Raw genomic sequence first — 21,204 nt, 5'->3', positions numbered from 1 at the left:
GGTGCCGGTTCCGGGTCGCTAAGAAGCCGCAACTTGCGTCCGCACCGTTAACACCCCTCTGGCGCAGTAGAATTACGGATGTAGGAGCCCGTCCCCGGGGCGAACGGGCCATCCGTGTCCGGTACGTACGTATGTTACGCACGAAATTTTAAGATTGAGGGGCGATTTTGGTGCCGGCATTTCTTCGTCAATTGGGCTCGCTATGCTGGGAATCTTTCGAAGGTTGGCACGATCGCCAGGCGCGCTGATTGCGGCGCTTGGTGTCCTGCTTTGCCTCGCGACGATCGCTCTGTTTGTTACCGATCTTGAGGCCCGCTACGTGGATCGGATCGCAGCCGCAAAAAAAGATGCCCAGAGCTTTGCAAAGGTTCTTGCCGAGCATGCGGCGCTGACGTTCGAGGATGTCGATCGTGCGCTGCTCGAAGCTGCGGCAATTCGCAGAAACAGCCTGTCTGGGAACAATGCCGATCCAGGCGCAGCCAACACCAACCTGCGCCAACTGCAAAAGAGCTCACCCGTCCTGGTCGCCGTCGGGTGGACCGATGCATCGGGGCAGGTACTGGCGCATTCCTATGACCGTGCGCTGCCGCGCAGCAACATATCCGACATGGCGCATTTCGCGGCCCAGCGCGATAGCGGCGAAAACCGCCTGTATGTTTCGCCGCCCTATCTTTCAGCTGCCGGCGACAAATGGCTTACCGCGGCATCGCGACGGCTAAGCAACGCCGACGGCAGTTTTGCGGGGATCGTCACCGCGCCGCTCGATCAATCCTATTTCACCAAGATCTATCGCTCGATCGATATCGGCAAGGGCGGATCCGTATTGCTGCTGCACCGCGAGGGTCGGATCATGGCGAGGCAGCCTGAAAGAAAAGAGGCGCTCGGCAAGTCCTTCTCGGATAGTGCGCTGCTTTCCAAATACCTGCCGGCATCGGAGACGGGCTCCTACGAGACGACAAGCTTCGTTGACGGCGTGTCTCGCATTGCGGGCTACAAGGCCGTATCCGGGTTGCCGCTGGTCTTGATCGTGACCTACTCCCGCAGCGAAGTGCTGGCGTCGTGGTATCGGCACCTCTACACATTCGGCCTGCTGGTGTTCGCGATCGTCACCGTCATCCTGCTCGGCACATTTGTGCTGGTTCGGCAGGCCAACGCCATCGCCGCCAAGACGCGGGCCCTTGCGAGTACAAATGCGCGCTTCGACGCGGCACTGAGCAATATGCCGCATGGCCTCAGCATGTTTGATGCCCATGGAGAATTGCTGGTGTCGAACAGCCGCTATAGCGAGATGTACGAACTGACGGCGGATCAGGTGAAGCCCGGAACGCCGCTCAGCCGCATTCTCAGGAACTACAAGACCGAGGGAACTGATTTCAACCTCGACCGCTTTCTTGAAGGCGCAAAGAACCGCACGCAGCATTTGCTCACGCTCGCCGACGGCCGGATCATCAGGATAATGCGCACGCCGATGAAAGACGGCGGCTGGGTTGCCACCCATGAGGACATCACCGAGAAGCGGCGCGCCGACACGCTGCTGGTCGAGAGCGCCGCGGAAGTGAAGCGCATCAACGATCGGTTCGATGTCGCCATCAACAACATGTCGCAGGGGCTGTGCCTGTTCGACGCCTACAAGCGGCTGGTGATCTCCAACCGCCGTTACCAGGAGATGTACAATCTGCCGGACCAACTGGTTCTGCCGGGCACGCCATTGGAGCACATCCTGCAGCACTATGCTGACCGCGGCGAAACCAGCAATCTCACCGTCGATCAACACGTCCAATTGATGCCGACGACACCGAGGCAGGATTACCGGCCGTCCGATGGCCGGGAGATATTCATTCAACGCAAGCCGCTGCCGGAAGGCGGCTGGGTCGCGACCCATGAAGACGTCACCGAGCAGAAGCGCGGCGAGCGGCTACTGGCGGAGAAGGCCGCCGAACTCGAAGCCATGAACGTGCGCTTCGACGCCGCGCTCAACAATATGTCGCAAGGGCTTTGCATGTTCGACGCAGAGCAGAAGGTCGTGGTTTGGAATGCGCGCTATGGCGACATCTATCATCTCAACCGCGATCAGATAAAGCCGGGAATCTCGCTCGCGCAGATTCTGGAGTATCGCCGCGAAAAGGGCACCAATTTCTCGGACGTCGCGCCTGAAACCTACCTCAAAAAGAATGTGAAGGAGACGAAGGAAATTCGCGAGCTCGCCGATGGGCGCGTGGTTGCGATCGCCCGTCACATGATGGCGAATGGCGGCTGGCTTACGACGCATGAGGACATCACGGATCGGGCGCGGAACGAAAAGCGGATCGCGTTCCTGGCGCAGCACGATTTGCTCACGGGTCTTGCGAACCGCGCGCTATTTTCCGAAAAACTCGATGAGGCGGCCAGGCGCCTGCAGCGCCATGGCGTCCATTTTTCCGTGCTGATGCTCGACCTCGACAGGTTCAAGAATGTCAACGATACGCTGGGACATCCCGCCGGCGATCAGTTGCTTATCGAAGTCGCGCAGCGGCTGAAGTCGTCGCTTCGCGATACCGACGTGGTGGCTCGTTTGGGCGGTGACGAATTCGCGATCATCCAGGAGCACGAAAGCGACCAGCGCGAGGCCGCCATCGCACTCGCGCTTCGGATCATCGGCTTGATTGAGCAGCCGTTCGACCTCAACGGCAGCAAGGTCGGCGTCGGAACCAGCATTGGCATTGCCTTTGCACCGGAACATGGCGACGACGCCGCCTCTCTGCTGCAGAAGGCGGATATGGCCCTCTATGCCGCGAAATCGGGAGGACGAAACGATTTCCGGGTGTTCCAGCCCGAATTGACCGAAGCCGCGGACATCCAGAAGTCCTTGGAGAGCGAGTTGCGCGAGGGGATGTCGCGCGGCGAATTCGAACTGCACTATCAGCCTGTCGTCAATGCCAGGACACGCGTCGTAAGCGGCGTCGAGACGTTTGTGCGCTGGCATCATCCGTCGAGAGGCATGCTCGCGCCGGATCAATTCCTTCCGCTGGCGGAATCGACGGGGTTGATGCAGCCGCTCGGAGAATGGATCCTGCAACAGGCGTGCCTCGACGCCGCAGCCTGGCCGCCGCATATCCGGATTGCCGTCAACATCTCGGCAGCTCAGTTCGACAAGGGCAATCTGTTCGACGTCATTTTATGCGCGCTGGTTGAATCAGGCCTTTCGCCGGATCGGCTGGAGCTCGAAATAGCGGATGCTGCGCTGCTGGAAAGGAAGCAGGCGGCGCATCTGCTCACCATTCGGCAACTGAAGAATCTAGGCGTCTCGATCGTGCTCGACAATTGCGGCGCGGGATACTCCGCGGCCAGCTACCTGACGAACTTTCCATTCGACAAGATCAAGATCGACAGGCCGATCACGCAGGGCATTGCGAACCGCCGGGACTGTGCGGCGGTCGTCGCTTCCGTGCTTGCGCTGGCGCGCGGCCTCGACATTGCGACGGCGGCCAAGGGCGTCGAGAGCCGCGAGCAGTTCGAAGCCTTGCTGGCCCTCGGGGTGGATTTTGCCCAAGGATATCTGTTTGGCCGGCCTGTTCCGCACTTCGAACTCGATCTCGAATCGGTATTCCCGTTGACGAAGAATGTTGCCTGACCGTCGCTATAACGCGTTCGCAATCGCCATATCTGGACCCATATCATGACTGCGCAGGAAAGCCTGATAAATCAGCTCGAAAACGTGCTGGCGAGCAGGGATCTGTCAAAGCGGGGTGAAGTCCTGCGGCGTGTCACGGACCTTTTTATCCACGGTTCGGGCGGGTTTTCCGACGAACAGATCGACCTGTTCGACGAGGTCATGTGCAAGCTCGTCGAAACCATCGAGCTTGCCGCCCGCGTGGCTTTCGGGAGCCGGCTCGCCGGGGTGGCCGACGCGCCCGGCAAGGTGATCCGCAAACTGGCATTCGACGACGCGATCGAGGTCGCCGCGCCGGTCCTGACTCATTCCGGTCGGCTCGACGAGACGACGCTGGTGGAGAATGCGCGAACCCGGGGGCAGGGTCACCTGCTGGCCATTTCCGCGCGAAGCGTCTTGACCGAGGCCGTGACCGATATTCTGGTCGATCGGGGCGATCATGAGGTCGTTGTCAGCACCGCCGGTAACCGCGGCGCGAAATTTTCCACGTCCGGCATGTCTGCACTCGTGAAGAAAGCGCAACATAGCGGCGATCTCGCATTGTGCGTCTGGTCGCGCCCCGACATCCCCCGCCAGGATCTGCTGAAACTGTTTGCGCAGGCTTCCGAAACGGTGCGACGCAGACTTGAGGCGGCCAATCCGAGACAAGCCGCGCTGATCCGGAGCGCGGTCGCGGACGCTTCGGAGGGAGTTCAGGCGACCGCGCGCGCAGGCTCTCACGAGCATGCGCAGGCGCTGACCAATGTGCACGCGTTGCATGCGCTCGGACAGCTCGACGAGGCGCGGTTGCTCGGTTTCGCCCGCGAGGGGAGTTTCGATAAAACGGCGGTGGCGCTTTCGCTGATGTGCGATTTGCCGATCGGGTTGGTTGAGCGCGCGCTGGTTCAGAGCGAGACCGAGCAGCTTCTTATTCTTGCCAAGGCCATCGACCTTTCGTGGGAAACGACAAAGGTCATCCTGATCTTGCACGCCACGCGCGGCGGCGTGACGAAAGAATGGTTGGACGAACGGTTCGCGAGCTTTTTCCGGCTGCAGCCAAAGACCGCAAGAACCGCACTGCAGTTCTACCGGCTACGGGAGCGCGGGAGCCGGCACTAGCTCACGGCTCCGAACCGGCCTCCGGCGGCGGGCGAGACGCCTAGCGCTCGATCCTGTTGTGAAGTTGCCAGAAGCGCACGGTGCGCTGGGCGGTCTCCATCGACAGTCGCTTGTAGTCCCGCTCGGCGACGGCCAGGGTCTGGTCGTCGATGCGGCGCTTCACCGGGCGGTTGCGCAGGATGCTCTCGACCGTCGGCCAGTTCAGGCGGGCGGAGCGGCAGGGAATCAGGATAAGGTCGGCGCGCGGCCCTTCGATCAGACGGGCCATCATTTCGGCCGGCACGTCGTTGAGGACCGCGAGCGAGACCATGACCTCGTCGAACTTCTTCGCCTCGGCGAAACCATAGACGGCCGCGTCGTCCAGCTCTTTCAATTCCATCATCAGCCTGACCAGTTCTTCGGCCACGCGGAAGTCGCGCCCGGACGGAGGTCCCTCGCGCACGATGTCTTCGATCACCCGCCGGATCTCTTCCTGAAGCGCCGGCGGCGCAAGGGCCAGAAGCCTCGCGCGAACGGCGTCCTTGGCGCGTCGCAGCAGGTCGCGCAGGAATTTGACGGGAAGATCGAGGCGCAGGCCGAGGATCTCGACCAGTTCGTCGTCAGCTTCGGAATGGGCGACCATGCCGGAATAGCCGGCTTCGGAGAACCGCGCGGTCGCGTTCTTCGCGAGCCTGCGGATGACCTTGGTTTGGCCGCGATCGACGATCACGTCGGTGACGGCTTCCGGCAAATTGTCGCGCGCCGAAATCGCGAGCAGATGGTCCTGGCCCTTGCTGCTGGCGATCTCGACCAGCGCTTCGGTGCTGATGCGGCTGGAATGGGTGAGCACCTCGCCGGCGACGGCGATTTCGTCGTCCCATGCGAGATATTGGATGACTTCGAACGGCGCGTAGTCGAGCGGCGCCAACCGCTTGCTGAGCTCGGTTCTCGCCCGTGTCTCGACGCGTGCGATCAAGAGGCAGAGCACGTCGTCAAACACCTTGACCTGGTCTTCGCTGAGGCGTTCGCCGTCATTGAGGAAGAGATCGGTGACCTGACGCAGGGTTTCGACGCGCCGGGCTGGCGAGCCACCCCTTACGGCATCTTCGAGTTCGGCGATAATCGAGTGAGCCGGCTGTTGCGCCATTGTGGCAGCCTGTTTGTTGTTTCAACTTCAGCACGCACAATGGCGAGCGCGGTCTTTCGCGAGCGTTAAGGCGAAAGCCCGTAGAAATGCGGAACGACAGCACTGAAAACAGGCAATTGCGAAATTCGCAGCCATCGCTGCAAGTTCGCCGCATGCGTGCGCCGAACATTGTCCGCTTTGCATTCCCGATTGCTTTACCACACTCGCGACGCTGCATGCCGTTATATTGCGCCGTGATCAGCGCCTAACCGCGGCATTCGCATGATTTGCGCCGTTTTCGGTGTTTTGACCGGCAGCTATCCTCTCCAAACCGTTGCGGAAAAAACTCGAAGGCGAAGCGCTCCGACAACGGGCCATCAAGCCTGGTCCGCTGCCGAGGAGGCGGTTCATGACGCGCGGCGCTAAGGATTTTTTCACGATGAATTCTGTTAAGGCTGCCGGACTTGCGTTCCTCAAACCCTCCAGCAAGAACGGGGGCGGGCGCGCGCACCGTCGTGACGGGAATGTTGGCCGCCGCCGCCGCGCATTGCACTTCTCTATTACATCAACCCCGCCTCACAGAGGGGAGACAATCATGAGATCCGTCGTCATCACCGGTGCATCCACCGGCATCGGCTGGGCTGCCGCGAAACTGCTGCTCGATCGTGGCTTTCGCGTGTTCGGCAGCGTCCGCAAGCAGGCCGACGCGGACCGCCTCAGGGTTGAGTTCGGCGCCAATTTCACGCCGCTGCGGTTCGACGTCACCGACGAGGCCGCGGTGCTGGCCGCCGCGCGCGAGGTGCGCAGCCAATTGAGCGGCGAAACGCTCGCGGGCCTCGTCAACAATGCCGGCATCGCGGTGGCGGGTCCCGTGCTTGAACTCGCGGCCGACGAATTCCGCCGCCAGATGGAGGTCAATGTGATCGGGCCGGTTATCGCGACGCAGGCGTTCGGCCCGCTGCTCGGCGCCGATCCGTCACTGAAGGGACCAAAGGGGCGCGTCGTCATGATCTCCTCGGTCTCGGGCAAAAATGGCGTCCCGATGACGTCGGCCTATGCGGCCTCCAAGCACGCGATCGAGGGGCTGTCGGAGAGCCTGCGCCGCGAATTGATGCTGTTCGGGATCGACGTCATCATCATCGCGCCCGGCGCGGTAAAAACGCCGATCTGGAGCAAGGCCGAGGAAGTCGACATATCCGGCTACAAGAACTCGCCGTTCTTTCCGGCGCTGCAAAAGGTCCGCGCCTACATGCTGCAGCTTGGTTCGATCGGATTGCCCGCGGAGAAAATCGCCGCGAAGATCTTCGACGCGCTGACGCTGCCAAATCCCAAGGTTCGCTATTCGATCGTGCCCGATCCGCTTCAGGTGTTGGCGGCGGCGCTGCTGCCCAAGCGCACCGTCGACAAGATCATCGCCAGGCGCCTCGGCCTGACGCCGCAAGCATGACGACGATCGGCAAGACCAACGCGGAGCTGACCGAACTCGTCAACGAGGCGCTTGGCGATCAACCGGGATGCGAAACGGCGCGCATCACCGGTCTTCAACCGGTGCCGGGCGTCCGCGGCGGCCGCAACTGGGAAATCCCGAGCGTCGCGCTCGGCGACAGCCTGATCAGCGACGTCGATCGCGCCGTGATCACGATTCATCGCCGATTGGGCCGCACGTTTCATCTGATCTGATATGACCAGCACGCAGGCGTAGCGGCCGTCATCCCGTCTGCACCGTGCGCGGCGTTCGCGCCGCGGCCATGCTGATCATCCGCAAGGCGAACACCGCCAGCAGCGGGATCAGGAACAGCGCGTATAGCGGCATGTCGGGAACTCGCTTGCCGAACGAGACCGTGAACTGAAACAGCAGATAATAGCCGCCGATCAGATGCAGCCTGCGCCAGGCACTCGCGCCGAGGGCTTTGGCTGACCGGTCGAATGACGTTGCCGTCATCGCGATGATGACGGCATAGCCGATGCCGCCGAAAATGTAGGAGGCGGGCGATGTCGCGGCCGCATAGCCCGCGGGATCCATCATTGCGAAGGCGGCGATCGCAATCGCATGAATGCCGTGCGAGGCTGCAAAGGTCACGCCGAGGTAACGGCGGTTGCGGCGCTGCCATCGCGTCCAGGCGTTGGGCCAGAGCCGCGCCAGCGCGGCGGCGCTGAAGGCAAGACAAAAGAACAGCAGCGAGGTCCGCGCCGTGAAGCGGATCACCATGCGCACGCCATCGACCTCGAATTGCCGCATGCCGGCGATCCAGATGCTAAGCGCGAGCAGGGTCAGCGCCAGCACGGCAAACAGCCGCCAGCCTTCGAACCAGTTTTGACGGCTTTCCGACATCGCTCTCCCCCTGCAAGTAAATGTAATCATCAGTTACATATGCGCGTCACGCATCGTCAATCCGTGTAATCGATGCTTACATTCACAAGAGAGTGATGTTAGGAGGGACGATGCGCTCCTCGGCCAAGCCTCCGTCCGCAAAACTGCCGGCCAAGCCGCGCCGCCGCACGGCGCGCGCGTCGGCGCCAAAGCCCTATCATCATGGCGATCTCCGCCGGGTGCTGATCGACGCCGTGCTGCAACTGGTCGGCGAGGGCGGTCCTGACGCGGTCAGTGTCCGCGAGGCTGCCCGCCGCGCCGGGGTGTCGCCGGGAGCGCCGTTCCGGCACTTTCCCAGCCGCGACGCCCTGATGAACGCGGTCGCCGAGGAGGCGCAGCGCAGGTTCCGGGCCGAGATCGAAGCGGCGCTGGTCGAGGCACCGGCCAACAATCCGGCCAACAATCCGGCCAACAATCCCTTGGGCCGGTTCCGCTGCCTGGGGCTCGCTTACCTGCGCTGGGCGATGAAGAACCCGACCCATTTCGAGATCATTTCCAGCCGCCGCTTTTTTGATCACGACAAGGCAGCCGGCGTCTCGCAGGACAATGCCGAACTGATCGACCTTACCGAGCGCACGCTGGCGGAAGCGTTTGCACAGGGGCAATTGCGCTCGGTGGACCTGAAACAGGTGCAGATCGCCGGCCGGGCGCTGGTCTATGGCTTCGCCCGGATGAATATCGACGGTCATTTTCCGCGCTGGGGCGTCGCCGGCGCGGATGCCGAAAGCACCGCGGAAGGCATCCTCGATCTCTTCATCGAAGGTATCGCCAAAGTTCCCGGCAAATCCGCTTGATGCGTTTGAGGAGGTTTCCGCCGCGCGTAATGCACGAAGCCGGAACCGGCAATCTCGCCGCGCGTTGACAAGGGCGGCAAGGCGTTCCGCCACCGTTCGCTGCTGCACAATTTAAAGACTGCATCCTGAACCGGGAGGCGCCCGTGGTCAGAGAAGGTCCTGCGCAACCCGCACCACCGCCAAAAGAACCCTATCCCGCCGACAAGGCGCGAGGCGCCGAGGTGATCCTCAATACGCCGCTCAGGAAGTGGATCTTCTTTGGCGGGCTTATCGGCGCGATCCTGCTGGTGCTCGTCCTGAGCCTTGTTCGCCTCGAAAGCGGCTAACGGAGACTGCCATGAAACGAAGCCTGTTCTGCGCGATCTTCGTGCTGACCCTGAACGGTGCCGGTCTCGCCCAGCCTGCGGGAAACGTCCCCGCATTCTACATCGTGCTGAACTCGCTGACGAAGACCTGCACGGTGGTCGACAAGACCCCTCGCACCGATACACCCAACATCACGGTGGCCAGCGATACGATCTACAAAACGAGAGCCGAGGCGGAAACCGCGGTCAAGACGCTGAAGCCATGCAACCAATAGAGCGGCGTCCGCAACGCATCAGCCTGCCGGTTACTTCTTGAGAGGCCCGATCAGCCTTTCATAATGCGTCTTGACCGAACCGTAGCATTCGCAGGCATTCGCCTGCAGCGCTTCTGCATCCACGATCTGGATCTTGCCGCGGGCATATTTGATCAGTCCCGCCTCCTGCAATGTCCTGGCGACCGCGGTCACACTCGTTCGTCTGACGCCCAGCATCTCGCCGAGATATTCCTGCGTGAACGGCAGGTAATCACTATCGGACAAATCTCTCGCGCGCAGCAACCAGCGGCAGAACCGCGCTTCCACCTGATGCGTGGCAAAACATGCCGCGGATTGCTGGGCCTGGGCGTAGACCGTTTGTTCGTGCCGCATGAGCAGGGCAAGCAGTTTCGGGCTTTGTATTGCGACCGATTTCAGGGCTTCGACGTCGCATACGACAATTTCGCCGCTGAGCTGAATGATGCCGCGGCTCACCGCTATCTTCCCGTCAAGCGCTGCGGAAGCACCCACCACACCGTCTTTGCCGATCATGGCCGCTTCGACCATTTCCCCGGTCGACAGCGTGATCACGAGCGACACCACGGCGCTGGTCGGAAAGTAGACGTGGCGGATTCGCTGGTCCGCCTCGAACAACACCCTGTGCTGGTCGAATTGTGCGGCCTTCAAATGCGGACCGAGAAGTTTCATGTCGGACGGCGGGAAAAGGCTGAGCAATTGATTCATGAAATGCGCTCCTGGTGACAGGCGGGAGCGCGAACTACTCTCAGCTATCGGTGCCTTGGCGGGATACCCGATAATTGCGGGACGGTACGTCAACTACCGGACATAGCAAGAAAATAATCCAACTATGTCGGGTAGCGGACAGACGCAGGAACTCATTCGGCGAACGATCCGACAGGATTACAACGGGCTCGGGAACCTCCATTTTGCAGGATGCCGTTTGGCGCGCCGACGAGCAGGGCCCGATCAAACCAGCCGGCGAGATATGCATGAAGGAAGGATCATGTCCAAAATGCCGGACGTCCCCCTTTCCGCGATCGAACGGCCGCGCTGCGGCAGGTGCCTCACCCGGATGATGCTGGCTCGACTAGCGCCTTTGTCTGACGGGTCGGAGGAGCGGACTTTCGAATGCCCGAAATGCAGCGCGATCGAGACCATGACGGTTGCCGACCCGCTGAAATCCGAAGCCGTCGTGCGGCTGACGACCAATGTCCGGCCGCCGGTTTGACGAAATCCCTGAGCTTGACGGAGATCGCGATCCGGGTCGCAGGCGCCTCTGCGTGGACCGTCGTGATCGCCGTCTCGATATTCTTCGCGATCCTATTTTTCCTCGGGGCGGGCTGACGTTTTCCGTGGCTGACGGTCTGGCTTGGCTCAGGCCTTCGGTGGCCGGCCCCGCTTCGCAAACAACATGCCCTGCATGTCCACGGCGTTTTGCAGAATGCCGGCGCGTTTCATCGCTTCGGTACGCTCCGGGCCGGGAGCCATGGTGCGGGCTGCTTCAAGCGCGGCCAGTGCTTCGGTTTCGAGATCGAGCTTGGGGCGGGGATTCTTGATCGGTCGGGCCATGGATCTAACGCTTCGGCTGGGTTTTGGTCGGATTGTCGAAGACCGGGCCTGGCGCGGCTTCCTGCTGGGGCAACCGTCCCGGCTCGAGAGCTGTCCGAGCCACGGCCATCGTATCCAGCGGGTCGATCGCCTCGATCCTGGTTTCGGCATGGGCGCACTTCGGGCATTGATAATTTCGATGCTCGAAACCTTCCGGTCCAGCCGACACGGCAACCGTCAGCATCCGCGTTTGGCAGTCAGGGCAGCGCGGACGGTGGATCGGCAACAGCTCTGGATCAGCTCTGGTCCTCGGCATGCCAAAAAATACCGCCGTCCAGAAACGGTTGTCTGTCTGATACCTGACAAAAAGTCACGAAATCAGGTTTCGCCCGTGACGGTCCTTCGCCTTTGGTAGGGAGCGCGAAGAGCTGGCCGGAAGTTGGCGGCGTGGGCCAGCGTCAGCCGGATTCACTAAAGCTTCGCGTTGCAACGGCAAATTCATTGCCTGTTCATGACGTTTACACTACGTTTTCATGACACGATCCAGGTTCCGGCTGCGTCGTGGGTCTCCTGGCCGTCGCCAGCCAAGGCATTTGCGTTGCGCCGGGTAGTGTTGCGTTCCGCCCATGGCGCCCGCGCCAAACCCAGGTCCCTCTGCCACCGCTGCGGTTACCGCCGGCATTGCCGCGATCGGCATATGGCGGCTGTTGGCCGTCGCCGCGCCGCATATGGCCGCGCTGGCGGTCATGCTGCAGACCGAGGCCGATTTCGGCTCGCGCCTGTGCTTCGCACTGTCGTGGGGCATCCTGAACTTGCTGTTCATCGCGCTGCTGCGCCGGCCCGCGCTATCGGGCGCGCTGTCGCTGACGCTGGTCGTGGCGCTGGTGCTGCTGTCGCAGTTCAAGCACGGCGTCGTGCAGATGACCGCGAACTTCGTCGATCTGATGGTGATCGATCGCGACAGTGCGGCTTTCCTGTTTACGATCTTTCCGAACCTGCGCTGGTCGGTAATCTCGGCGGGCCTTGTGACGATCCCGCTGATGTATGCGCTGTGGTGGCTCGATCCGTTCCGGATCCGCCGGTTGCCGGCGCTGGCGGGGATGCTCGCCTGCCTTGCCGCGCTCACCGGATACGCCTTTGCCTGGCCGGACGAGGCCTGGCGCGGCTACTATCCGGACGGCTATCTGTCCAAATTCGCCCGTTCCGGCGTTACCGCGGTCTCGGATTTCGTCAACTACGGCTTCATGGAGTCCGACGCCGTCGCCGCCGGTCGCCTCAAGCTGCCGCTGGTGGATTCATGCGCCCCGGCGGGGCGGCGGCCGCACATCATCATGGTCCATGATGAGTCGAGCTTCGACATTCGCCAGGCGCAGGGCGTCAAGGTGCCGGCGGGCTACGGCAGTCATTTCGACTCCTTCGACGGCAAGGCACGCAAGTTCGTGGCCGAAAGCAGCGGCGGGGCGAGCTGGTTCACCGAATACAATGTGCTGGCCGGGCTTTCGTCGCGCTCGTTCGGCCGGTTTTCCTACTTCGTGACCCGTATCGCAGCGGGCCGCGTCGAGCGCGGCTTGCCGCTCGCGCTGCGCCGCTGCGGTTACAGCACGACCTCGCTCTATCCCGCCCACGGCGCGTTCATGAGCGCACGCGGCTTCCACACCACCACCGGCATCCAGAAATTCTACGATGCACGCGATCTCGGCGCCAAGGGCATCGAGCCCGACAGCTTCTTCTATGACAAGGCCCTGAACCTTCTGTCCCAGAACGCAGCATTGAACCCGCAATTCATTTTCGTCTATCTCGCCGCCAATCACTTCCCGTGGGAGACGCCGTTTCGTGCGGACCTGACGCCATCCTGGTCGAAGCCCGGCAACGCGCCCGTGGTCGATGAATATGTGCGCCGGCAGACCATGAGCGCCAACGACTATTCGGCGTTCGTCGCGGGGCTGAAAAAGAAATTCCCGGCGCAGCCGTTCCTGATCGTGCGCTATGGCGACCATCAGCCGGAATTCTCGTCGCATGTTCTCGATCCCGGGATTGACGAGACCGCCGCCGGCAAGAAATTCGAGAGTTACGATCCACGCTATTTCACGACCTATTATGCGATCGACGCCATCAACTTCGAACCGGTCAAGAGCCCTGCGGTGATGGAAACCGTCGACGCGGCCTATCTGCCGCTGGTGGTCCAGGAGGCCGCCGGCATCCCGCTCGATCCCTCCTTTTCGGAGCAGAAGAGCATCATGCTGCGCTGCAAGGGCGTGTTCTATGCTTGCAAGGGCGGCGCGGAAGCCCGACGCTTCAACCGGCTCCTGATCGACGCCGGTTACGTGAAAAACCTCTAGCAACAAGGGAGGGCAGCATTCCAGCCTCCGCCAAACCTGCAGTGAACCGGACCGGTGATACAGCATCACGCGGGGTCTGGTTCTATGCCGGCGTCGGCGTGGTCGCCGCGTTGCATCTTGCGGCCTTGGCTGTCCTGCTCGGCACGGAATACGGATTTGTTGGGATCACGCTCGCGCTGCTGGCGTGGGTTTTTGTGAATTGCCTGTTGCTGCTGGTGCTGCGGCGGCCCGGCGTCGCCGCGGCGCTGGCGCTGGTTCTGGTGGTGCTGCTGATCGTGCTGTCGCGCTTCAAGTTCGACATTTTGCAGCTATCTCTGACCTTCCTCGATTTCCTGATCATCGATCGCGATACGCTTTCGTTTCTGCTCTCGGTGTTTCCACAGTTGCGGACGCAGCTGATCGTGGCGGCGGTGATTGCCGTTCCGCTGCTGTGGGTGATCTGGCGCGCCGATCCGCTTCGTGCAGCTCGCGGCCCGGTGCTGGCGGTTCTTGCCGCCTCGACCGTCTCGATGTCGGCGATATCGCTCGCTGCGCCCGAGCAGCCTTGGGAGCCGTTCCAGGGCATCAATCATATTTCCAACCTCGCGCGCTCGGGCGTGGTCGCGGTGTCGCGGCTGGCCTCGACCGGATGGATCGAGGCCGATCCGCCGGCCAGCGGCTCGCTTGGCCTGGCCCCGGGAGCGCACGCCACGGTCCGGCCGGCGCTGCCGCCAGACGCAAAATGCGATGCCGCTGCAAAGCGGCCGCACATCATCATGCTGCTCGACGAGTCGAGCTTCGACATCTCGGCCGCGCCCGGCGTCAAAGTGCCGCCGGGATATTCCGACTACTTCAAGTCCACCGACGGCAAGCGACGGATCATGATCGCGGAGGCGACAGGCGGCCCGACCTGGTACACCGAGTTCAATGTCCTGACCGGCATGTCGGCGCGCTCGTTCGGCGATCTGAAGTTCTACGTCACGAGGATCACCGCGAACCGCATCGAGCGTGGCCTGCCGCAAGCGCTGCAGCGCTGCGGCTACAAGACCGTCTCGCTCTATCCGACCTATGGCGACTTCCTCAGCGCGCGGGCGTTCCAGAAGGGTGTCGGCGTCAACAGGTTCATCGACATGGCCGACATGGGCGTCGATGAGGACATGCAGCCCGACAAGTTCTACTTCGATCAGGCCTTGAAGACGTTTGCTGATGAGCAAGCGTCACAGTCGCCGGTCTTCATGTTCGTGTATCTCACGGCCAATCATTTTCCCTGGACCAGTGTCTACCGGCCCGATCTGACGCCGGACTGGAAACCGCCGGGAAATACGCCGGAGATCGACGAGTATATCCGCCGCCAGAGCATGACGGCGAAGGACTACCGCGATTTCACCGCACGGCTGGCGCGCGACTATCCGGACCAGTCGTTCCTGGTGCTGCGCTTCGGCGATCATCAACCGGCAATCTCGCAGAAACTGCTCGAGCCCGGCATCGACCGGAAACTGCTGGGGCAACGTTTGATGAGCGCGGATCCGCGTTACTTCTCGACCTACTATGCGCTGGATGGAATCAACTTCCAGCCGCCCGATTTGTCGTCGGCCCTCGCAACCCTCGACGCCGCCTACATTCCGCTCGTCATCCAGGACGCCGCCGGCGTTCCGCTCGATCCGTCGTTCAAGGAGCAGAAGAGCATCATGCTGCGATGCAAGGGCGTGTTCTATGCCTGCAAGGACGGCGCGGAAGCCAGGCGCTTCAACCGCCTCCTGATCGACGCCGGGCTGGTGCGCGGGCTGTAGTGGCGTAGGGTGGGCAAAGCGCTAGCGTGCCCACCATTGAATTCGGAGAGCAATGGTGGGCACGGCGCTAAGTGCGCCTTTGCCCACCCTACGTTTCGGCATCACTTATTTCTTCTTCACAGCGGCAAGGATCCGGTCGGCCTCCACGCGCCAGTCGGGGCTGCGGGCAAACGCCTCGGTGCCTTTCGCACCGAACAGGCCTTCGTCGGCGAGATCAGCGATGAAGGCCTGGCGTTCAGCGGTGCCTTCCGCCGACCATGGTGTGAGGCCAGCCTCGCGCACGGTTTCAGCCACTTCGCGAACCTCCTCGCTGCGGCGGCGGCCATGCTCGATCACGCGCTGGAAGAAATAGGCGCCCTGTTTTTCCCAATCGATGCCGGGAAAGGTCTCAGTGAGCGACGCCAGCACCGCGTCCTCGACGCCATAGGCGCGCGCGGTCGTAAAACTCTCGATCACCATCGCCTCCAGGCCCTTGATCATCACGCTGCGGCACATCTTGACCGCCGAAGCGACGCCCAATTCCCGGCTTGCCACCTTGGCGTCAAAGCCGAGTTCCACCAGCAGCGGCGCGAGCGCCTCGGCACCGGCGCCGCCAAGCAGCAAGGGCACCTTGATGCGGTACGGCGGGATCGACGTCATCACTGCGCCTTCGACATAGCGGCCGCCCTTGCCGTCGATCAGGGCGGCGGCGCGCTGCTTGGCGCCCGGCGATGCCGAATTGAAATCGAGGAACCAGGCATCCTGCCTCACGGCCGGCGCGCAAGCCTGCGCGACCGGGACGGCCTGGCTCGCGGTGACGGCGGAAACGATGAAATCGGCACTCGCGGCGAGATCGGCATGGGAGGCCGCAAGCGCGACACCATGTGCGAAAGCATGGTCGCGCAGGGCGGAGCCTGTCTGATCGCTGCGCAGCTTAATATCGTAGGCCGCGACCTTCACGTCCTGTTTGCGCAGGTCCTCGGCGAGAATGCGACCCACTTCGCCGTAGCCGACGAGGCCCACATTCCAGTGGCGGGGATTGGTCGAGGGTGCGGTCATCAAAGCATTCTCCAGATCGGTGGCCCGGTGAAGGGTGACGCGGCTACCGGTTTTGAATTCCGGCTTGCTCGATCGCTTTTTGCCAGTCTTTGATGCCGGATTTCAAGCAGGCTGCCGTCCCGCACAAGAGCCTACGGCTTCAGCACGCTTGCAAAGAACGCAATCGCGCGCGCGATCGCGTCGCGGGTCGCGGATGCATTGGCGGCGTCGCTCTGGCGCGAGGGACTGGGATCGTCGAAACCATGCGCCGCATCGGGATAGAGCTGGAACTGGATGTCGCCACCGATCGCGCGGCTTTTGGCGACGAAGTCGGCACAGCGCCGCGGCGAGACTTCCTCGTCGGCCGATCCATGCAACACGCGCACCGGCGCGTAAGGCTTGATCCCGTCGGCGAATTGGCCTTTCAGGCCGCAGCCCGGGTAGAACGCCAATCCGGCCCGGAAGCCGGTTGCGGGCGTCGGCGCGGTGATGCCGGGCGCGATCACCGACATCGTCGCCAGCGTGGCGCTACCTCCGTTGGACCAGCCCTGCAACGCGACCCGATCGGCGATCACGTCGTTGCGTGTCCGCAGGTAAGCGAGCGCGCCATAGGCGTCGAGCGGACGAATGGTGATTTCATTCAATTCATCCGGCCGGGAATCGTAGCTGAAACGGGGAAAACCAGTTGGATAGCCGCGAGGACCAAAACCATCGACCAGGATGGCGAGATAACCTTGCCGGGCCCAGATGTGTCCCCATTGCTGATTGCGTTTCGATAGCGTCGAGGCGTCATATTTGCCGTTGGCGGCCGAGGAATAGACGCCGGCGCGGCCATGCATCATTACCACCGCAGGCACGCGCGGTGCATGCGGCGCTTCCGGCGTGAAGACATAGCCGACCAGCGTCGTCCGCCCGTCGGCACTGGCGAAGGTGACGCGTGCGGGCAGCGAAGCTGCGGTGGCGTTGGCCATTCCGAGTACCAGTCCCGACATAACAGCGATACAAGCGGCAGGCAGTCTGAGAGAGCGCAAAAAATTCACGGCGCAGTTCCATGTGGGCCGGGACACCTTAGCGCAGGCTGGCTACCGCGTCCCGATCTTCTCCCACAGCCATTTCGCCACCGCGTCGGGCGATGAAGTCGCGTCGTTGCCCGAGGCGCGCAGATTGGCCTCGCGCATCACGGCGATATCGATCTTGCCGAGCAGCGGCTGCAGCGCCGCGCGCAATGCCGCATCGCCGGCGCGCTTGGGAGCAAGCAGCACCATCGCATCATAGGGCGGGATCGCGTGTCTGGGATCGGCGAGCACCACCAGATCGTATTTCGCGATCAGTCCGTCGCTGGTGTAGCCCGCGATCACGTCAACTTCGCCGGAAGCCGCCGCGGCATACATGAAGTCCGGCTGCATCTGCCGTTGCGCGCGGAACGACAGCCCGTAGGCCTTTTTCAGCCCGGCCCATTCCGGCCGTGAAAAGAACTCGTAGTCCGCGGCCATTGACATTCCGGCTGCGTGCGGCGCCAGATCGGTGATGCTGCGGATGCCGAGCTGCTCCGCCCGTTTGCGCGGCATCACCAGGGCATAGGCGTTTTCGAAGCCGAGTTCGCCGAGCAGCGTGATGTTCTGTTTGGCGAGCATGGTTTTCAGCTCGGCAAGCACTTCCTGGCGCGGCCTGATATCGCTGCGCTGGAACTGATTGGCCCACAGCGTGCCGGAATAATCGACGTAGAAATCGATGTCGTTGGCGGCCAGCGCTCCGAAGATCACGTTCGAGCCGAGGCCTTCGCGCGAGCTGGCGGAGAGCCCGGCGGCCCGCAGCCGCTGCGCCATCAGCGCCGACAGCACATATTGCTCGGTAAAGGTCTTGGCGCCGATGACATAGTTGGTTTGCGAGCGCGTCATGGCGGGCACCAGCGTCGCCGCGACCAGCACTGCGATGCCGGCGCCGCCAAGCATGGCGCGCACGCGGCTGCGATGGCGCAATCCGCTTTCGATCAGTGCCAGCAATTGATCGACCGCCAGTGCCAGCACCGCGGCCGACAGGCAGCCAAACAGCACGAACACCCAGTTCTGGGTCTGCAATCCAGCAAAGATGTAGTTGCCGAGGCTGGTCTGGCCGATCGGCGTCGACAGCGTCGCGGTGCCGATCACCCAGACCGCCGCGGTGCGGATGCCCGCCATCATGACCGGCAATGCCAGCGGCAGCTCCACCGTGAACAGCGACTGCCGCGGCGTCATGCCGACGCCCTGGGCGGCTTCGAGGATCGCGGCATCGACGCCCTGCAGGCCGGTGATGGTGTTGCGCAGCACCGGCAGCATCGAATAGAGCGCCAGCGCCAGCACGGCGGGGAGGAAACCGAAGGCGGAAAATCCAAATCCGAACCACGACAGCGACACCGCCGCGAGCGCCAGCAGCAGCGGATAGAACAGCGCCAGCAGTGCCAGCCCTGGCACGGTCTGCACGATGCTGGCAAGCCCGAGCAGCGCGCCGCGCATCACCGGACGATTGTGCGCGATGATCGCGAGGGGCAGGCTGACCGCGAGCCCCAGAGCCAGCGCGGTCACGCTGACGCGGACATGGTTGCCGAGATAGTCAGGCAGATGCCCGAGCGCCTCGCTCCAGCGTGGATCGGCGAACAGGTTCATGCCGCGCCATCCCGCGGCAGCAGCGCGCCGAGCCGTTCCGCCTGCCGCCGAGGCGTGCGCAGCAACTCGCCGACGTAAGCGTCGCCGCTATCAGAGAGTTCGGCGGGCGTGCCTTGGGCCAGAAGCCGTCCGCCGCGCATGATAGCGATGCGGTCGGCGAGCAGAATGGCCTCGGTCATGTCATGGGTGATCATGACCGTGGTCAGCCCGAGCCTGCGGTGCAATTCGCGATAATCGTCGCCGAGCGCGTCGCGGGTGAGGGGGTCGAGCGCGCCGAACGGCTCGTCCATCAGCACGATGCGCGGTTTCGCCGCCAGTGCCCGCGCCACGCCGACGCGCTGGCGCTGGCCGCCGGACAATTCATGCGGCAGCCGGTCGCGATGCTGCGCGCGGTCGAGCCGCACCAGATCGACCAATTCATCGACCCGCGCCACAATTTCGTCCGCGGGCCAGCCGAGCAGCTTTGGCGTGATGCCGATATTGCCGGCGACGGAAAGATGCGGAAACAGTCCGCCGCTCTGGAACACGTAGCCGATCCGCCGGCGCAGACCGATCGGGTCGACATTGCGGACGTCTTCGCCTTCCACCGTGATGTGGCCCTCGTCGGCCTCGATCAGCCGGTTGGCCAGCCGCAGCAGCGTAGTCTTGCCTGACCCGGAGCCGCCGACAACGGCCAGGAACTCACCCTCGGCGACATCGAGCGAGACGTCGTCGACCGCCACCACGCGGTTCGCGCCTCGGCCACCGTCGAAGGTCTTGCCGACATGCGCGTAGGAGATGAGAGACGAGGCGGGCATTCGGCGTCGATTCTCCGCAAGGGAAATAGCGATAGCCGAACAATCGGCTAATCGTGAGCCGGGTGCCAACCTTTTTCTGCCGCCGGCACGCGGTCACGCCATTCGGTGGCCTCGTCGGCCGATAGGCCATTGAGGTGACGCGGTCAGTCCTTCGGGATCATCGCCGAGGCCATAAACGCGGCGACGGCAGCGGAATATTCCGCCAGCCCCTCATGACTAAAATGCATATCGTTACCTCCCCAATAGAAGCGCTCGGGGCGCGATCCGGACCGCTTCTTCAGTGCCTCGGTGGCATTGAAGAAAAGAAAGCTGTTGGCGACGCAAATTTTTTGCACCGAAGAGCTGATGAGATTGTTCCACAGGCGGCCCTTGGCGTCGGGTTTGAGGTGCTGGAGATGCGGATGAGAGATGAACAGCACGCGGCTGCCGTCCCTGGTGTAATCCTTCAGCACCTCAGCCAGCTCCTGCAGATTGTTCCTGAAACTCAGGAGCGGCTCTGCATATTTCCGTTCGAGATCGCTGCCCTGGTCCTGCGAATAGGAAAACAGGGTGAAGTCCGATCGGTTCTTCGCAACTACCGCTGGCATATGGACAAAGGAATGCCAAAGCCTTGCCGCAAAGCGCATCAGGTACAAGGGATGCTTGCGGGCCTCCATCAGGCCGATACTGCATTCGCGACCAATCGGTGAAGCCTTGACGCCGACATTTTGTCCGCGTTCGTTGCGGACAATCAGGCCGCGGTATCGGGCGAAGTCGTCGTACAGATCGGTTTCGTCCACGTCGACCACGATATAGTCGGGACGCAGCACCGGCAGCAGCTTCTTGGCCTGCGGCACGAAGATGGCCGGGGAATACGAGGTATATCCCGCATTGTAGGCCTTCAGGCAGGTACCGCGCTCTGTCTTGAAGTATTTTGCAACGTGATACGGCAGCGTGTTCTTGTCGTCGTAGCCTTCCATAAAGGAATCGCCGAGGAACAGGACCGAAACCGGGTTTTCGCACTCGGCCTGCTGTGCCGTATCGTCGGTAATCCTGATGCCGTTCGCGTCAAACGATCGCTTGTAGCTGAAGCCGGTCGAATCGCCGTAGATGCACAGATTCTGGTCTTCCGGTGTCGGCTGATGGTTCACCACGTCGGATTGCCAGTTCAAATTGACGCTCGCCATTTCGAGATCGTACAGCGGACCGAAATACTGCTGCAGCCGAAACCCAATCTCAAAGATCACAGCCCACGAGATGACCAGCAGTACCGCCGATCCGACGAGGTGAAACCCCCGCTTCATTGAACGTCTCCGGCATGAATTCCGAACAGATCAGTAGATACCCAAATTCGTTGCATGGCGATGGGTCTGTCGATTGGCGATCCCCAAAGCAGACCGGTCGAGCTGGCAAAACGGGTCGTGACCGGGGTGGCGGCCCGGCCTCCAAGAATGGCAATAAGATCAATTACCACGTTGCGGTGCCGCGTTGAACTTATCGTTCGTAACCGCTAAGG

The 21,204-nt window shown here is 62.4% G+C and carries 21 protein-coding genes; 11 read left to right on the top strand and 10 right to left on the bottom strand.

From position 1 onward, the window contains the following. Positions 1–223 precede the first annotated feature (223 nt). The gene (locus JQ567_RS12870; protein WP_249165429.1) at positions 224–3,610 is read left to right on the top strand and encodes a PAS-domain containing protein; all 3,387 of its coding nucleotides are present in this window, start codon (positions 224–226) and stop codon (positions 3,608–3,610) included. A gap of 84 nt (positions 3,611–3,694) precedes the next feature. Further along, positions 3,695–4,747, top strand: coding sequence for a DUF2336 domain-containing protein (locus tag JQ567_RS12865; protein WP_312017392.1), 1,053 nt, complete (start codon positions 3,695–3,697; stop codon positions 4,745–4,747). A gap of 40 nt (positions 4,748–4,787) precedes the next feature. On the opposite strand, the gene JQ567_RS12860 is transcribed toward JQ567_RS12865, so the two are convergent. Further along, positions 4,788–5,873, bottom strand: coding sequence for a DUF2336 domain-containing protein (locus JQ567_RS12860; RefSeq protein ID WP_212439152.1), 1,086 nt, complete (start codon positions 5,871–5,873; stop codon positions 4,788–4,790). A gap of 574 nt (positions 5,874–6,447) precedes the next feature. On the opposite strand from JQ567_RS12860, the gene JQ567_RS12855 reads away from it, so the two are divergent. Further along, complete coding sequence (locus tag JQ567_RS12855) at positions 6,448–7,299, top strand: SDR family oxidoreductase (protein WP_212439151.1); 852 nt, start codon at positions 6,448–6,450, stop codon at positions 7,297–7,299. Continuing rightward, complete coding sequence (locus JQ567_RS12850) at positions 7,296–7,532, top strand: hypothetical protein (RefSeq protein WP_212439150.1); 237 nt, start codon at positions 7,296–7,298, stop codon at positions 7,530–7,532. Before JQ567_RS12855 ends, JQ567_RS12850 begins: the two co-directional genes overlap by 4 nt. Before the next feature lie 28 nt (positions 7,533–7,560). Here the strand turns inward: JQ567_RS12850 and JQ567_RS12845 are convergent, their stop codons facing one another. Continuing rightward, positions 7,561–8,184, bottom strand: coding sequence for a ferric reductase-like transmembrane domain-containing protein (locus JQ567_RS12845; RefSeq protein ID WP_212439149.1), 624 nt, complete (start codon positions 8,182–8,184; stop codon positions 7,561–7,563). Positions 8,185–8,294: 110 nt separating this feature from the next. Between JQ567_RS12845 and JQ567_RS12840 the strand changes: the two genes are divergently transcribed. From JQ567_RS12840 to JQ567_RS12830, 3 genes are all read left to right on the top strand, one after another. After that, positions 8,295–9,017 carry a TetR/AcrR family transcriptional regulator gene (locus JQ567_RS12840; RefSeq protein WP_212439148.1) on the top strand — a complete coding sequence of 241 codons (723 nt, stop codon included), beginning with the start codon at positions 8,295–8,297 and terminating at the stop codon, positions 9,015–9,017. Between the two features lie 143 nt (positions 9,018–9,160). Further along, positions 9,161–9,343 (top strand): hypothetical protein, encoded by a 183-nt coding sequence (locus JQ567_RS12835; protein ID WP_212439147.1) that lies wholly within the window; start codon positions 9,161–9,163, stop codon positions 9,341–9,343. 11 nt (positions 9,344–9,354) lie between these two features. Then, a complete protein-coding gene (locus tag JQ567_RS12830; RefSeq protein ID WP_212439146.1) occupies positions 9,355–9,597 on the top strand; it encodes a hypothetical protein in 243 nt (80 codons plus the stop codon). Between the two features lie 30 nt (positions 9,598–9,627). Here the strand turns inward: JQ567_RS12830 and JQ567_RS12825 are convergent, their stop codons facing one another. Next, positions 9,628–10,167, bottom strand: a complete 540-nt coding sequence (locus tag JQ567_RS12825) for a Crp/Fnr family transcriptional regulator (protein WP_312017391.1) — start codon at positions 10,165–10,167, stop codon at positions 9,628–9,630. A gap of 33 nt (positions 10,168–10,200) precedes the next feature. On the opposite strand from JQ567_RS12825, the gene JQ567_RS38125 reads away from it, so the two are divergent. Both JQ567_RS38125 and JQ567_RS12820 read left to right on the top strand, forming a co-directional pair. After that, entirely contained in the window at positions 10,201–10,338 is a 138-nt protein-coding gene (locus JQ567_RS38125; RefSeq protein WP_249165428.1) for a hypothetical protein, read from the top strand. 262 nt (positions 10,339–10,600) lie between these two features. Then, the gene (locus tag JQ567_RS12820; protein WP_212439144.1) at positions 10,601–10,825 is read left to right on the top strand and encodes a response regulator; all 225 of its coding nucleotides are present in this window, start codon (positions 10,601–10,603) and stop codon (positions 10,823–10,825) included. 146 nt (positions 10,826–10,971) lie between these two features. On the opposite strand, the gene JQ567_RS12815 is transcribed toward JQ567_RS12820, so the two are convergent. Together JQ567_RS12815 and JQ567_RS12810 are read right to left on the bottom strand one after the other, a co-directional pair. Beyond that, entirely contained in the window at positions 10,972–11,166 is a 195-nt protein-coding gene (locus tag JQ567_RS12815) for a hypothetical protein (protein ID WP_212439143.1), read from the bottom strand. Positions 11,167–11,170: 4 nt separating this feature from the next. Next, positions 11,171–11,389 carry a hypothetical protein gene (locus JQ567_RS12810; protein ID WP_212439142.1) on the bottom strand — a complete coding sequence of 73 codons (219 nt, stop codon included), beginning with the start codon at positions 11,387–11,389 and terminating at the stop codon, positions 11,171–11,173. 382 nt (positions 11,390–11,771) lie between these two features. Here JQ567_RS12810 and JQ567_RS12805 point away from each other — a divergent pair, with 382 nt between their 5' ends. Then, a complete protein-coding gene (locus JQ567_RS12805; protein ID WP_212439141.1) occupies positions 11,772–13,484 on the top strand; it encodes a sulfatase-like hydrolase/transferase in 1,713 nt (570 codons plus the stop codon). A 41-nt stretch (positions 13,485–13,525) separates the two neighbouring features. Next, positions 13,526–15,253, top strand: a complete 1,728-nt coding sequence (locus JQ567_RS12800; RefSeq protein ID WP_312017390.1) for a sulfatase-like hydrolase/transferase — start codon at positions 13,526–13,528, stop codon at positions 15,251–15,253. Positions 15,254–15,358: 105 nt separating this feature from the next. Here JQ567_RS12800 and JQ567_RS12795 read toward each other — a convergent pair whose 3' ends face one another. The 5 genes from JQ567_RS12795 to JQ567_RS12775 all read right to left on the bottom strand — a co-directional run bounded on the left by JQ567_RS12795 (position 15,359) and on the right by JQ567_RS12775 (position 20,992). After that, the gene (locus JQ567_RS12795; protein ID WP_212439140.1) at positions 15,359–16,291 is read right to left on the bottom strand and encodes a DUF1932 domain-containing protein; all 933 of its coding nucleotides are present in this window, start codon (positions 16,289–16,291) and stop codon (positions 15,359–15,361) included. Between the two features lie 131 nt (positions 16,292–16,422). After that, positions 16,423–17,241: a dienelactone hydrolase family protein gene (locus tag JQ567_RS12790; RefSeq protein ID WP_212439139.1), complete on the bottom strand. Its 819-nt coding sequence runs from the start codon at positions 17,239–17,241 to the stop codon at positions 16,423–16,425. A gap of 111 nt (positions 17,242–17,352) precedes the next feature. After that, positions 17,353–18,912, bottom strand: a complete 1,560-nt coding sequence (locus JQ567_RS12785; RefSeq protein WP_212439138.1) for an ABC transporter permease/substrate-binding protein — start codon at positions 18,910–18,912, stop codon at positions 17,353–17,355. Further along, positions 18,909–19,709, bottom strand: a complete 801-nt coding sequence (locus JQ567_RS12780) for an ATP-binding cassette domain-containing protein (RefSeq protein ID WP_212439137.1) — start codon at positions 19,707–19,709, stop codon at positions 18,909–18,911. Before JQ567_RS12780 ends, JQ567_RS12785 begins: the two co-directional genes overlap by 4 nt. Positions 19,710–19,852: 143 nt before the next feature. Then, positions 19,853–20,992 carry a hypothetical protein gene (locus tag JQ567_RS12775; protein WP_212439136.1) on the bottom strand — a complete coding sequence of 380 codons (1,140 nt, stop codon included), beginning with the start codon at positions 20,990–20,992 and terminating at the stop codon, positions 19,853–19,855. Positions 20,993–21,204 lie beyond the last annotated feature (212 nt).

This window comes from Bradyrhizobium sp. AUGA SZCCT0431 (assembly GCF_018131065.1).
Lineage (GTDB): Bacteria > Pseudomonadota > Alphaproteobacteria > Rhizobiales > Xanthobacteraceae > Bradyrhizobium.
The sequence above is the reverse complement of the archived record's forward strand: the minus strand, read 5'-3'. Positions and strand labels throughout refer to the sequence as shown.